At 33.9% G+C, this 14329-nt stretch carries 11 protein-coding genes and 2 tRNA genes; 7 read left to right on the top strand and 6 right to left on the bottom strand.

Annotated elements, in window-relative coordinates; all coding sequences use genetic code 11:
• Positions 1-3: 3 nt before the first annotated feature.
• The gene (locus HYN86_RS08100; RefSeq protein WP_113677582.1) at positions 4-1137 is read right to left on the bottom strand and encodes a DegT/DnrJ/EryC1/StrS family aminotransferase; all 1134 of its coding nucleotides are present in this window, start codon (positions 1135-1137) and stop codon (positions 4-6) included.
• 134 nt (positions 1138-1271) lie between these two features.
• On the opposite strand from HYN86_RS08100, the gene HYN86_RS08095 reads away from it, so the two are divergent.
• Positions 1272-2501 (top strand): 3-deoxy-D-manno-octulosonic acid transferase, encoded by a 1230-nt coding sequence (locus tag HYN86_RS08095; RefSeq protein WP_113677581.1) that lies wholly within the window; start codon positions 1272-1274, stop codon positions 2499-2501.
• 350 nt (positions 2502-2851) lie between these two features.
• Positions 2852-3067 (top strand): PG1828 family lipoprotein, encoded by a 216-nt coding sequence (locus tag HYN86_RS08090; protein WP_057117327.1) that lies wholly within the window; start codon positions 2852-2854, stop codon positions 3065-3067.
• A gap of 119 nt (positions 3068-3186) precedes the next feature.
• Here HYN86_RS08090 and HYN86_RS08085 read toward each other — a convergent pair whose 3' ends face one another.
• The 4 genes from HYN86_RS08085 to mutS all read right to left on the bottom strand — a co-directional run bounded on the left by HYN86_RS08085 (position 3187) and on the right by mutS (position 6735).
• Positions 3187-3570 carry a DUF1508 domain-containing protein gene (locus HYN86_RS08085; RefSeq protein WP_113677580.1) on the bottom strand — a complete coding sequence of 128 codons (384 nt, stop codon included), beginning with the start codon at positions 3568-3570 and terminating at the stop codon, positions 3187-3189.
• 222 nt (positions 3571-3792) lie between these two features.
• Positions 3793-3878: transfer RNA gene (locus HYN86_RS08080), tRNA-Leu, on the bottom strand.
• A 14-nt stretch (positions 3879-3892) separates the two neighbouring features.
• Positions 3893-3965: transfer RNA gene (locus tag HYN86_RS08075), tRNA-Gly, on the bottom strand.
• A 163-nt stretch (positions 3966-4128) separates the two neighbouring features.
• Complete coding sequence (gene mutS / locus HYN86_RS08070) at positions 4129-6735, bottom strand: DNA mismatch repair protein MutS (RefSeq protein WP_162789326.1); 2607 nt, start codon at positions 6733-6735, stop codon at positions 4129-4131.
• Positions 6736-6893: 158 nt separating this feature from the next.
• Here mutS and HYN86_RS08065 point away from each other — a divergent pair, with 158 nt between their 5' ends.
• The 3 genes from HYN86_RS08065 (at position 6894) to HYN86_RS08055 (ending at position 10169) form a co-directional block, all read left to right on the top strand.
• Positions 6894-7325: a DUF1573 domain-containing protein gene (locus tag HYN86_RS08065; protein ID WP_113677579.1), complete on the top strand. Its 432-nt coding sequence runs from the start codon at positions 6894-6896 to the stop codon at positions 7323-7325.
• Between the two features lie 75 nt (positions 7326-7400).
• Entirely contained in the window at positions 7401-7937 is a 537-nt protein-coding gene (locus tag HYN86_RS08060) for an RNA methyltransferase (RefSeq protein ID WP_057117336.1), read from the top strand.
• A gap of 42 nt (positions 7938-7979) precedes the next feature.
• On the top strand, positions 7980-10169 hold the full coding sequence (locus tag HYN86_RS08055) for an Ig-like domain-containing protein (RefSeq protein ID WP_113677578.1): 2190 nt from the start codon (positions 7980-7982) through the stop codon (positions 10167-10169).
• A 120-nt stretch (positions 10170-10289) separates the two neighbouring features.
• Here the strand turns inward: HYN86_RS08055 and folK are convergent, their stop codons facing one another.
• The gene (gene folK, locus HYN86_RS08050) at positions 10290-11423 is read right to left on the bottom strand and encodes a 2-amino-4-hydroxy-6-hydroxymethyldihydropteridine diphosphokinase (protein ID WP_113677577.1); all 1134 of its coding nucleotides are present in this window, start codon (positions 11421-11423) and stop codon (positions 10290-10292) included.
• Positions 11424-11561: 138 nt separating this feature from the next.
• On the opposite strand from folK, the gene sppA reads away from it, so the two are divergent.
• Both sppA and HYN86_RS08040 read left to right on the top strand, forming a co-directional pair.
• On the top strand, positions 11562-13319 hold the full coding sequence (gene sppA, locus HYN86_RS08045) for a signal peptide peptidase SppA (protein ID WP_113677576.1): 1758 nt from the start codon (positions 11562-11564) through the stop codon (positions 13317-13319).
• A gap of 1 nt (position 13320) precedes the next feature.
• Positions 13321-14271: an alpha/beta hydrolase family protein gene (locus tag HYN86_RS08040; RefSeq protein WP_113677575.1), complete on the top strand. Its 951-nt coding sequence runs from the start codon at positions 13321-13323 to the stop codon at positions 14269-14271.
• The last annotated feature ends 58 nt before the right edge of the window (positions 14272-14329 follow it).

The following is a 14329-nucleotide window of genomic DNA, read 5'->3' as shown; positions in this document are numbered from 1 at the left end:
AATTTATTTATTCAAAAATTCTAAAACAGAATCAGTTATAAATTTAATCTGCTCGTCATCAAGTTCTGTATGCATTGGCAGAGCAATTACTTCCTGCACTAATTGATTTGTAACTGGAAATTGTTCTTCTTTATAACGGGAATCAACATATGCTTTTTGAGAATGAAGCGGAATTGGATAATAAATCGCACATGGAATACCCTTATCTAATAAATGCTGCATTAGAGCATTTCTATCAGCATCTAAAATTCTTAACACATATTGGTGAAAAACGTGATCATTTTCATCTGCATCAAAATCTGGCGTAACAATATGTGCATTTCCAGCGAAAGCTGCATTATATTTTGAAGCCGCTAAACGACGTGCTTGATTGTACTCGTCTAACAAAGGCAGTTTTGCATTTAAAACCCCAGCTTGAATACTATCTAAACGTGAATTTACACCCACAACATCGTGATGATAACGTTCGTACATTCCGTGATTAACGATTCCGCGGATGATGTGTGCTAATTTATCATCATTGGTAAAAATTGCTCCACCATCTCCATAACAACCTAAGTTTTTAGAAGGAAAGAACGAAGTCGCCGCAACATGACCAATTGTTCCTACTTTTGATTTTGTTCCAGATTTAGAAACATAATCAGCACCAATAGCCTGTGCATTATCTTCAATTACATATAAATTATGTTCGGCCGCAATCTCCATGATGGCATCCATATTAGCAGCGCGTCCAAATAAATGTACCGGAACAATTGCTTTAGTCTTTGGCGTAATTGCTTTTTTAACTGCTTCGATATCGATGTTCATATTATGCAAATCAACATCAACCAAAACAGGAGTTAACTGCAGTAAAGCAATAACCTCAACAGTTGCAGCAAAAGTAAAATCCGCAGTAATAACTTCATCACCTGGTTTCAAATCTAAACCCATCATAGCAATCTGAAGTGCATCTGTACCATTTGCACAAGGAATTACATGTTTTGCACCTAAATAATCTTCAAGATTTTTTTGAAATTGATGAACTAAAGGTCCATTTATATAAGTATTTGTATCTAAAACCTCTTGAATTGAAGCATCTACAGTAGATTTTATTTTTTCATATTGACTTTTTAAGTCAACCATTTGAATTTTTTTCATTTTGAATACTATTTAAAAAGTAAAGACTCTATTTAGATAGAAATCTCTAAAAGGAGGAACAAAAATAGTTATTAATAGCTTCAAACCAATGAAAATAGTAGAAAGAAATGTAATTTAGCTGCAAAAATAATTACATGCTTTTTTTATACAATTTAGTCGTTTCTTTAGCAGGGTTTTTACTCAGAATCATCGCATTATTCAGCCCAAAAATCAAGCTTTTTGTTGAAGGCCGAAAAAATGTCTTTTCAATTTTAGAAAATAAAATAAAGCCTGAGGATAAAACTATATGGTTTCATTCAGCTTCACTTGGCGAATACGAACAAGGACTTCCTGTAATTGAAAAAATCAAGAAAAAATACCCTTCCCATAAAATCATTGTAACCTTTTTTTCTCCTTCTGGATACGAAGTGCGTAAAAATAACACAGTTGCAGATGTTACACTTTACCTTCCTTTAGACACAAAGCATAATGCGAAGAAATTTCTAAAATTAGTTCATCCTGAATTTGCATTTTTTATTAAATATGAATTTTGGCTTAACTATTTAAAAGAACTCGAAACAAATAAAATTCCAACTTATTTGATTTCTGGAATTTTCAGAGACAATCAGATGTTTTTTAAATGGTACGGCGGATTTTACAGAAAAGCTCTAAAGGCATTCACTTTCTTTTTTGTTCAGAATGAAAGTTCCAAGCAAAAAATTCAATCTATTGGATTTGAAAATGTAATTGTTTCTGGAGACACCCGTTTTGACCGCGTCGCTGCAATTTTAGAAAGAGACAACAAACTTGATTATATCGAAAATTTCAAAAACAGCCAGAAGGTTATTGTTTTTGGAAGTTCTTGGCCAAAAGACGAAGTTTTAATTGCCGAATACATTAATCAAGCGCCAGAAAATGTAAAATTCATAATCGCTCCTCATAATATAAAAGCAGATCAAATCGCTGAGCTTAAATCACTAATTACAAAATCAACTGTCTTATTCTCCGAGAAAGAAAACAAGGATTTATCAAAATACAATGTTTTTATAATTGACAACGTCGGACTTTTAACTAAAATATACAGTTACGGTACAATTGCTTACGTGGGCGGCGGATTTGGCAATCCAGGAATCCATAATATTTTAGAACCAGCTGCTTTTGGAATTCCTATTGTTATTGGCCCCAACTATTCTAATTTCGCAGAGGCGGTTTCACTTGTAAATCTGCAAGGATGCACAGTTATTTCTAATAGTGCAGAATTGAAAAAAACTTTCGATCAATTACTATCTGATAATGAAATATTTACAAAAAAAAGCATCATATCTAAATCATTTATTCAAGATAATAAAGGAGCCACTGAAACTATTATAAAAACCATTTCCTAATCATTTTTATTCTTAAATCAGAAGGGATTATATCTTTTTTATGAAAATTAAACCCATAAAAACATAATTTTATAGTAATCGATCAAACAGAATAATCCTTAAAAAACAAAATAAAACATAACAAACGTGATTAAAAGAGCCAAAAGAGCAATAGAATTTTCAACAAAAAATAAATTAGACAAAATATACAATAATATAATTTATTTTTATTAATTTGGCATATTATTTGATAACTAAGATAATCGTGAGTAAGGAAAATATTTTAAAAAAAAAGTGAAAAAATATTTTACATATTAAAAAATTTATATCTTTGCCACGAATTAATAATTAACCTTTTATAATAAAGTAAGATGAAAAAAGTATTTTTAAGTTTAGCTGTTGTTGCTGTTTTAACTGTTGTATCTTGTAAAAAAGCTGACGCTGCTGCTTCAGAAGCTGCCGTAGATTCTACTGCTGTTACTGTTGATTCAGCTGCTGCTGTTGTTGATTCAGCTGCTGCAACTGTTGATTCTGCTGCTGCTAAAGTTGATTCAGCTGCTGCTAAAGTAGAAGAAGTAAAAAAATAATTAGAACATAGTTTCTAACGATTTTAAAACCATCTTTTTAGATGGTTTTTTTTTATGACCAATTTTAACAATTGATCAGCTTCAAATAAAAAAGCGCTCACTACCGTGAACGCTTTTTTTTATTCTACCACTTCCTCAAGCTCCTCTTCAGATTCCTCATCTTCAAAAATTAATTCATTTGAAGAGAAATCTAAGATTTCCGACCTGGAAGCATAGGTTACGATTTCCTTTATACCTTTCTGCAGAAGCAATTCCGTACTGTATTTACGACTTGTTGCAAATTGAGCATCACCCAGCATCAATTTAAAAAAATACTTCCCGCCAGAGCCTTTAAATTTCAAAAATTTTGCAAGTTCAATATTCGCTTTAAATTTCTCAATATCTTCTTCACACTCAAATCTCAATTCATAACTCAGGCTCGTAAAAATAACTTTCCCTTTTCGCGAAGTAAAAGTAAATTTATATTCATCGTTAAAACGCCTACTGATTACAAAAGCACCCATTTATAATTTTAGATTTTAGATTGGAGATTTCAGTTTCTTAGATTCTTAGATTCTTAGATTCTTAGATTCTTAGATTCTTAGATTCTTAGATTCTTAGATTCTTAGATTCTTAGATTCTTAGATTCTTAGATTCTTAGATTCTTTAAAATAAATTTACTTCGTAAATTTATTTTATACAAGTTTAGACCATAAAAAAAGCCTCTTCAAAAGAAGAGGCTTTAGTACTCAGAGCGGGACTTGAACCCGCACGAACATTGCTGTTCACTGGATTTTAAGTCCAGCGTGTCTACCAATTTCACCATCCGAGCATTATATGATTTTGAGCGAAAAACGGGGCTCGAACCCGCGACCTCGACCTTGGCAAGGTCGCGCTCTACCAACTGAGCTATTTTCGCCTTTCAAATTCTATTTAAGAACTCCGCAATACTTGACTTGTTTCGTATTGCGAGTGCAAATTTAGGACATTTATTCAATTACACAAGCATTTTTTTTAAAAATATTTTACTTATTTTATAACTTTCTGATAACCTAAACTTTAAACTTGAAAAATTTTTAAAATTATTTTTTGACCAGCATCCTTTTAATCTCATTCAGCTTCATCAGTGCTTCTACCGGCGTAATTGCATTAATATCGAGGCTCAAAATTTCTTCTTTTATTTCTTCCAATAAAGGATCATCCAAATTAAAGAAACTCATCTGCATTTCTTCATTAGCCGCTTTTATTCCGTGCAAAGCATCACTAGAATGATTCTTTTCTAATTTCTTTAAAAGTTTTTGTGCTCTAGAAATAACAAGTTGCGGCATTCCAGCCATTTTTGCAACGTGAATTCCAAAACTGTGTGCACTTCCTCCTTTAACCAGTTTTCTAACAAATAAAACAGTATCTTTTAATTCCTTTACCGCAACATTAAAATTCTGAATTCTCGGCATAGATTCTGTCATTTCATTCAATTCATGATAATGCGTCGCAAATAAAGTTTTTGCTCTTCCTGGATGCTCGTGAAGAAATTCAGCTATTGCCCAAGCAATCGAGATTCCATCGTAAGTACTAGTTCCTCTTCCAATTTCATCCAGCAACACTAAACTTCTATCTGATATATTATTCAAAATAGAAGCTGTCTCGTTCATTTCAACCATAAATGTAGATTCCCCCATCGAAATATTATCCGAAGCTCCTACTCTGGTGAAAATTTTATCTACGATTCCCATTCTAACGCTGTCTGCCGGAACAAAACTTCCCATTTGAGCCAGAAGCACAATCAAAGCCGTTTGCCTCAAAATAGCCGACTTACCAGACATGTTTGGCCCTGTAATCATAATAAGCTGCTGTGTTTCTCTGTCCAGAAAAACATCATTGGCAATATAGGGCGTTCCTACCGGCAATTGTTTTTCAATTACAGGATGTCTTCCATTTTTAATATCCAGTTCAAAAGTATCATCGATTTCCGGCTGCACATATTGATTTTCGACTGCCATCTGGGTAAACGAACACAAGCAATCCAACTGAGCAACCAGATAAGCATTCATCTGAACCGGCTTAATATAAGTACTTATCCAAGCCACTAATTGTTCAAAAAGCTCACTTTCTATTTTGTATATTTTTTCTTCAGCACCTAGAATCTTGGTTTCATATTCTTTTAATTCCTCTGTAATATATCTCTCCGCATTTACAAGGGTCTGTTTACGAATCCATTCTTCTGGAACTTTATCTTTATGCGTATTTCGAACTTCAATATAATATCCAAAAACATTATTAAAAGAAATTTTCAGCGAAGAAATTCCTGTTCTTTCTGATTCTCTTTTTTCAATTCCCTCTAAAAATTCTTTTCCAGAAGTCGAGATCGCACGAAGTTCATCTAATTCTTCACTAATACCGCCTGCAATGGCATTTCCTTTTGAAATTGCAACAGGCGCATCTTGATTTAATGTCGTTTTAATTTTTTCACGAAGCAGTTCACAAGCATGCAGACTATCTCCAATTACTTTTACAGCTTCCTGCGGACTTTCGAGCGCCAAAGTTTTTATCGGAATAATAGCATCTAGAGATTCTTTTAAATAAATAATTTCTCTTGGAGACACTTTGCCTGCCGCAATCTTAGAAATTAAACGTTCTAAATCTGAAATCTGTTTAATTTGATATTGAATATTATGCAGAATTTCTGGATTCGACTTTAAATAAGCTACAACTTCATGTCGGCTTTTTACTTTATTACTGTCTTTTAAGGGCAGGGCAAGCCAGCGCTTCAATAAACGTCCTCCCATTGGAGAAAGTGTTTTATCGATAACATCTAAAAGCGTAACTGCATTTGGATTATAACTGTGATATAATTCTAAGTTTCGAATAGTAAATCGATCCATCCAAACATAGGCATCTTCTGCAATACGCTGAATCGCCGTAATATGCTGCACACGATTATGCTGGGTTTCTGACAAATAATACAAAATCGCACCCGATGCTATAATTCCTTCCTTCAATTCCTCAACACCAAATCCTTTTAAAGAAATGGTTTGAAAATGTTTAGTAAGGGTTTCTAAAGCATAATCTTCTTTATAGATCCAATCTTCTAGGTAGAAACTATGAAAATCTTCTCCAAAAGCATTCTTAAAATCGCTCTTGTTATTTTTTGGAACTAAAACCTCACTTGGATTAAAATTCTGCAATAATTTATCGATATATTCTGCATTACCCTGAGCTGTCAAAAATTCTCCTGTAGAAACATCCAGAAAAGAAATTCCGATATTTTTATTGGCAAAATAAACCGATGCCAAAAAATTATTTGATTTGGAATGCAGCACTTCATCGTTTAAAGAAACACCAGGAGTTACCAATTCTGTAACACCTCTTTTGACAATTGTTTTAGTCATTTTTGGATCTTCTAACTGATCACAAATTGCTACACGAAGTCCGGCTTTAACTAATTTTGGCAGATAGGTATTTACAGAATGATGCGGAAACCCAGCCAGAGCCGTTTCTGTATCAGACCCCGCTCCTCTTTTAGTTAATGTTATTCCTAAAATTTTTGAAGCTCTAATGGCGTCTTCTCCAAAGGTTTCATAAAAATCCCCTACTCTGAAAAGCAGACATGCATCAGGATATTTAGCCTTGATTTCGTTGTACTGTTTCATTAAAGGTGTTTCTTTCACCACTTTCTCTTTAGCTGCCAAATTATTGTGTTTTAAATGAAAAATTAAGACAGCGAATTTATGATTTTTTAGCGGCAATTCGAAAACTTCAAAAATTAAAATATTTTAAGATATTTTTAGGTTGTGATTTAAGAATTTTACATAGCTTTGTTTATCATTTAAAAAAGACCCTAGAAACAATGAAAAAAATAATTTTATTCGCTATGTTGGCTGTAGCTGGTATTACAGCTAGTAATGCACAAACAACTAAAAAAGCTAAAACTGCTAAAGTTGCTAAAGTTGAAGGAGCTGGAATGGCTTTTGAAACTGAAACTATCGATTACGGAACTATCGCTCACAATGCTGATGGTAAACGTGAGTTTGTTTTTGTTAACAACGGAACTAAACCATTAATCATTACTAACACTACGGGATCTTGCGGATGTACTGTTCCAACTACTCCAAAAGAACCAATCGCACCAGGTGCTAAAGGTGTTATCGGAGTAAAATATGCTACTGACAGAGTTGGTGCTTTTACAAAAACTGTAACTGTTACTTCTAACGCTGAAGGTCAACCTACAAAAATCCTTACTATTAAAGGTACTGTTTTACCAGATCCAGTAAAAAGCTAATCTGAAAAACATACAAATAATCGAAAAAGCTTCCTTATCTTTGGAAGCTTTTTTTATGACTACAATTCAACACTAATGAGAAAACTCGAAAACAGCGAACTAGACCGTAAATCTATTGAAGATTTTAAGAAATCTGAAAAAACACCTTTAATATTAGTTTTAGATGATATCCGAAGCCTTCACAATATTGGTTCTGTTTTTAGAACTGCTGATGCGTTTTTGATTGAGAAGATTATTCTGTGCGGTATTACTGCCACTCCTCCAAATAAAGAAATTCATAAAACTGCACTTGGCGCAACCGAAACTGTAGCTTGGGAACATCACGAAAATGTTCTTGAAGTTATTGAAAATTTAAAGAAAGAAAATGTGCTGACAATGGCCATTGAACAAGTTGAAAGTGCGATTTTTCTTCAAGATTTTACAATTGAAAAAGATCAAAAATATGCACTCGTTTTTGGTAACGAAGTCTATGGTGTTGCTCAAGAGGCTGTTGCAATATGCGACGGATGTATTGAAATTCCTCAGCTTGGAACCAAACACTCTCTTAATATAGCAGTTAGCGCTGGAATTGTAGTTTGGGATTTGTTTCAAAAAATAAATTGGCCTAAATAGAAATTATTTTTTTTGTTATTAATAAATTGATATTTTTAGCAAATGAAAAATATTAATTTATCAAACTTTATTCTTTTATTTTCCGTTTTAAGTTTTAATTTTTCCATTGCAAATGAAAATATAAAAACTTTTAACAAAAACAATAAATTTACTTCAAAAGACCATATAAACCCAAAAACAAAAAAGAATAAAAAAGATAATTTCGTAATTGATCCTCCAAAACTTACAGCGCAAGGAGATCAATTATACTGTCCGCAAACCACAATTAATATTGTTACTGATTTCACTATCACCCATGATCCATCAGAAAACGGGACACAGGAACTTTATATTCAGATTTCATCAGGATATTCAAGCGGACTTGATCGCTTAGAATTAACAAATCCGGCTTTACATTCAAATATTATAACCAGCTGGGATGCAGTTTCAGGAAAATTAAAATTAGCGGGATTAACCGCGGCAACTGTAATTTCGTATGCTGATTTTGTTGCCGCAGTAAAAGATGTTGTATTCACCAATTCCTCTGCAACAGCCTCTGGAACAAGAACTTTTTCTATTACGATTGGACAGGCTAATTACCTTCCTTCTACAGGACATTACTATTTATTTACTCCAAATATTGGCGTTACATGGACAAATGCAAGAGATTTAGCAGCTGCTAGTACTTACTATGGCCTGCAAGGATATTTAGCTACAGTTTTATCTGCCGATGAGGCTAAATTAATAGGCGAGCAAGCTACTGGAACCGGATGGATTGGTGGAAGCGACGCTGAAACGGAAGGCGTCTGGAAATGGGTTACCGGCCCCGAAACCGGAACTATTTTTTGGAATGGAAACGCAAACGGCTCAACGCCAAATTTTGCTTTTTGGAATACCAGCGAACCGAATCAGCTGGGAGATGAAGATTACGCCCATATTACAGAGCCAGGCGTTGGAATAAGAGGCTCTTGGAACGATTTATCCAATACTGGAGATACAAATGGTAATTATCAGCCGAAAGGATATGTTGTAGAATATGGCGGAATGCCTGGCGAAGCTCCATTGGAAATTGCAGCAAGTACAAAAATTACGATTCTAGTTGCAACTCCGTCAGCAAATCCGAGTCCAGTTTGTGATTCGGGAACTTTTACATTTACTGCAACAGCATCAATTGGAGCGACTATTGGATGGTATGATGCCGCTACGGGAGGAAATTTATTAGGGACTGGAACTTCTTACACAACTCCATCGATAAGCACAAGTACCACTTATTATGTTGATGCGGGCTGCGAATCGAATAGAAAATCTGTAACCGCCACAGTAAATGCAACACCAGCATCGCCAATTGCAGAACAAAACACATATTCAAATTGCGGACCTGGATCTGTAACTATTAAAGCAAGTTCAAATATTGGAATAATCAACTGGTTTACAGCTTCTACAGGAGGAAATAGTATTTTTTCGGGAAATAATTTTGTAACTCCCGTAATTTCTTCCAACACGACTTATTATGCAGAATCTTCTAATAACGGATGTATTAATTCGACTCGAATTCCTGTAGACATTGTAATTTATACACCTCCTGCAGTAACTAATGAAACTTTAACTTTGTGCCAGCTTCAAACTATAACATTAGACGCAGGGATTTCTGGAATGAATTATCAATGGTCAAATGGAGCAGCAACTCAAACTACAACTGTTAATCTAGGTGGAACTTATACTGTAGATGTTACAAGTCCAGCTCCTGAAAATTGTACCAGTAGAAAAACTATACTAGTTGAAGAGAGCAAAATTCCACAAATTGATCGTATAGATGTCGAAGGAACAAGGGCTATTATCTATCTCATTAAAGCTGAAGATTATTTTGAATACTCTGTAGACGGAATCAACTTTCAGGATTCTTTTATTTTCTATGATGTTCCTGCTGGACTTCAAACGGCATATGCGCGAGAAAAAAGTGGATGCGGACAAGTTACAAAACAATTTGTAGTTCTTGTTTTTCCTCCATTTTTCACTCCCAATAATGATACTTTTAATGATGTTTGGGAAGTTACAGGCATGGAAAATTATCCGCAGGCAGAAGTTACTATTTTTGATAGATACGGAAAATTAGTTGCTCAATTAAGCAGATCAAAAATGGGCTGGGATGGTAATTTAAACCAAATCCCTCTTCCCGCTTCTGATTATTGGTATGCTCTAAAAATTGACGAAACAATGCCTGTTTTAAGAGGTCATTTTACTTTGAAAAGATAGTTTTAATTAGATAATGTGTCAATTTCAGAATTAGAAAATGTGCCATTTAGGTGATTAGATAATTTAAAGCACAAAAGGAATTATCTAATTGACTAATTCTCTAATTACCTAATTGGAACATTAGCGTAGCTTCTTCTTGATTTCATTTAAGATAAAAATGTAGTCTTCGTGTTTCTTTACAAAATCGCGATCTGAAACGTCAATGATCAGAACATTCAAATCGGTTTGCGATTTTATATATTCTAAGTATCCGTTGTTGATTTTTTCTAAATAAGATCCTTCAATATTCTGTTCGTAGTTACGACCGCGTTTTTTGATATTCTGGAGCAGACGCTCTGTGTTCTGATATAAATAAACGTACAGATCTGGTTTTGGCATTTCTTTGTAAATGATATCGAACAAGTTTCGATACAAACGATATTCATCTTCAGCAAGCGTAATTTTAGCAAATATCAGCGATTTAAAAATATGATAATCGGCTACAATAAAATCTTTAAACAAATCAAATTGTGCCAAATCATCTGATAACTGCTGATAGCGATCGGCTAAAAATGACATTTCTAAAGGAAAAGCATATCTATTTTGATCTTTGTAAAACTTCGGAAGAAAGGGATTATCAGCAAATCTTTCTAAAACCGTTTTTGCATTAAAATCTTCTGCAATTTTATGTGCCAAAGTAGTTTTTCCTGCCCCAATGTTCCCTTCAAAAGAAATATAATTAAATTGATTTAAAGAAATATCATCAAGCGGGTTTTCCAAATCCTGAACAACAGTACAAACACTGTCGTCTGGAGTAACTGCAATTAGCTCCGTTATGGTTTTCTGCAAAATAGGATGTTTCCAATTTAGTTTTAAATCCTGCATTGGAAGTAAAACAAAATTTCTATTCTGCATCAATGGATGCGGAATTTTAAGTTTCTCTGAATCAATAATTTCATTATCAAAAACAATCAGATCAACGTCAATAATTCTGGATTGATAACCTTCTTGGTTCGAGCGAATTCTACCCAGTTCTTTTTCAATTTTCAGCACATGGCTGAGTATTTTTTGAGCAGAAGAATTGGTATGCAGAAGAAGTGCACAATTATAAAATGCATCACTCTCAAAACCCCATGCAGGAGTTTCGTAAAGTTTTGAAACCTGAATGACAGTGCCAACTTTTTGATGGATTAAATCAATACATTTTTGGATGTTTTCTAGTCTGTTGCCTTGGTTGCTGCCTATCGATAAAACGACTTGATGCTGTAATTTCATAATTAATGCAAATTAACTAAAACTATTTTAGAATTAACCAATATATTTGTGAAACGACGTCTTATAAATTATGCTAATTTTAGATGTCTAATTTGTAACAATTTGCCCTTTTTCGATACTTATTAAAAAAATATACATATGAAGTTTTTAGGAAATGTACTTGCCACAGTGATTGGTATTTTTGTATTTATTATGCTTTTCTTTTTTGGAGCTGTTTTTCTTGCAGCCCTTTTTGGCGGAGATGACAAGGTTTCGGTGAAATCTGATTCGGTTATCGAATTTAATTTAAAGGAAATCAAAGATGATTATGCGGGGAAATATAAAGATCCGTGGGTAACCGCTTTTTCAGATAAAAAAAGCATTGGTTTAACCGATGTTATTAATGCAATTGAAGCGGCAAAAACAGATGATAATATTAAAGGAATTTCTATTTTAAATGACGAATCTTCGCTGGGTCTTGCACAATACAAAGATTTGAGAAATGCGCTGGAAAGTTTTAAAAAATCAGGAAAATTTGTTTGGGCTTATGCAAATAGTTATTCGCAGAAAGAATATTATTTAACGTCTGTAGCCAATACAATTTATATAAATCCAGTTGGCGATTTAGATTTTAAAGGTTTGTCTTCTGAAGTAATGTTTTTCAAAGATTTTCAAGAGAAATCGGGAATACATATGGAAGTAATCCGTCATGGAAAATACAAAAGCGCCGTTGAGCCTTTTTTACAAAACAGTATGAGTGATGCCAACAGAGAACAGATCACTGCGCTTTTAAACTCAATCTGGACAACAGTTTCCAGCGATATTTCAAAAAGCAGAAATATTCCGCTGCCAAAATTAAACGAAATCGCAAACGGCCTTTTAGCAAGAACTCCTGAAATGGCAAAACAACAGCACTTAGTCGATATTATTGCTTATGAAGATGTGTATCACGATGCGATCAGAAAAGCATTGAAAGTAGACAAAGATGAAGATTACAATAAAATCTCGATTTTAGATTATACCCAAAATAATGTTACAACTGCTCTTGCCAATACTGCGACCGATCAAATTGCAATTATTTACGCTCAAGGCGAAATTGGAAGCGGAGAAGGCGATGTAAATACTATCGGAGAAGGTTCAATGCGCCGCTCTTTGCAGGAAGCAAGAAAAAATGACGATGTAAAAGCAATCGTTCTCAGAATTGACAGTCCAGGAGGAAGTGCACTTACTTCTGATTTAATCTGGAGAGAAATTGAAATTACTAAAAAAGTAAAACCTGTGGTAGTTTCGATGGGGAATTATGCTGCTTCAGGCGGTTATTATATTGCCTGCAACGCCAATAAAATTTTTGCAGAAAATAATACTATTACCGGATCTATTGGTGTTTTCGGAGTATTGCCAAACTTCACTCCTCTTGCCAACAAATTAGGCATTAATTCTGAGCAGGTAAAAACCCATGAAAACTCAGCTAATTACAGTCCGTTTGTACCAGTTGATGAAAAATTCAAAGCTTTTACATTAGAAGGAGTTGAAAAAATCTACAACACTTTTGTAACTCATGTTGCAGAAGGTCGTAAAATGAGTTTCGCACAAGTTGATGCTATTGCACAAGGCCGCGTTTGGTCAGGGACTGAAGCTCTAAAATTAGGTTTAGTAGATAAAATTGGCGGATTGAATGCTGCTATTGCAGAGGCTGCCAAAATTGCTAAAATAAAAAAATACAGCACTCAGAATTACCCTGAATACGAAAAATCTTTTAATGATTTACTTTCCAACCTGCCTTTTGCAAAATCAAAAGAAGCTTTTATTAAAGAAGAAATTGGAGAGGAAAATTATCTTCTTATCGAACAGGTAAAGAAATTCCAAAAACAAAAAGGAATACAAGCAATAATGCCATACGGAATCAATATTTACTAAAATGAATAAGATAATCCTTTTTTTAACGGTTTTGTTTTGGAGCGTTTTAAATGCGCAGAACAGAAGGGAAATTACTTTTAAAGAAACTCCTGCAATTTTAAAAATAAATACCGACCAGATATTCGGTACGCTGACAACTCCCGATCTTACAAAAAAGTGTCCTGTTGCATTAATCATCGCCGGCTCTGGGCCAACAGATAGAAATGGGAACAATGCAATGATGAAAAACAATTCGCTGAAAATGCTGGCAGAAGCTTTAGCAAAAAACGGAATTGCATCTTTACGATTTGACAAAAGAGGGATAGGCGAAAGCAAAGCTGCCGGAGGTGAATCTGAAAGCAGTTTAGTATTTGAAAATTACATACAGGATGCAAAAAGCTGGATTAATTTTTTAAGACAAGATAAACGCTTTTCCAAAGTAATTGTAATTGGACACAGCGAAGGTTCTCTAATAGGAATGATTGCAGGAGTAAAAGCAGATAAATTTGTTTCGATTGCAGGTCCGGGAGATTCTGCAGATAAAATCATCAAAGCGCAGATTGACGCAACATCTATGAAACAGCTTAACGATATGACTTTTCCAATAATCGACAGTTTAAAAAACGGATTTACGGTAAAAAAAGTTGACCCCATGCTGGTTAGACTTTTCAGACCAAGTATCCAGCCTTATCTAATTTCATGGTTTAAATACAATCCGCAGACTGAAATAAAAAAACTCACTATTCCTGTCTTGATCCTTCAGGGAAACAATGATATCCAAATTACTGTTAAGGATGCCGAAAATTTATCGGAAGCCAATAAAAGTGCCGAATTAGTTATCATTGATAAAATGAATCATGTTCTAAAGATCATTGACGGCGATAAAGATGCCAATTTAGCGAGTTACAATAATGAAACTCTTCCTCTATCAGAGACATTAGTAAATAAGATTGTTTCATTTATTCAGAAATAATAAAATAAAGAATACTTAAAATCCGTTTGAAATAATATCAAACGGATTTTTTTTATTT

Origin of the sequence: Flavobacterium fluviale (genome assembly GCF_003312915.1) — a bacterium.
In the GTDB taxonomy this organism is placed as follows: domain Bacteria; phylum Bacteroidota; class Bacteroidia; order Flavobacteriales; family Flavobacteriaceae; genus Flavobacterium; species Flavobacterium fluviale.
Note: the sequence above shows the minus strand (reverse complement) of the source record. Positions and strands in the feature narration are given on the sequence as shown.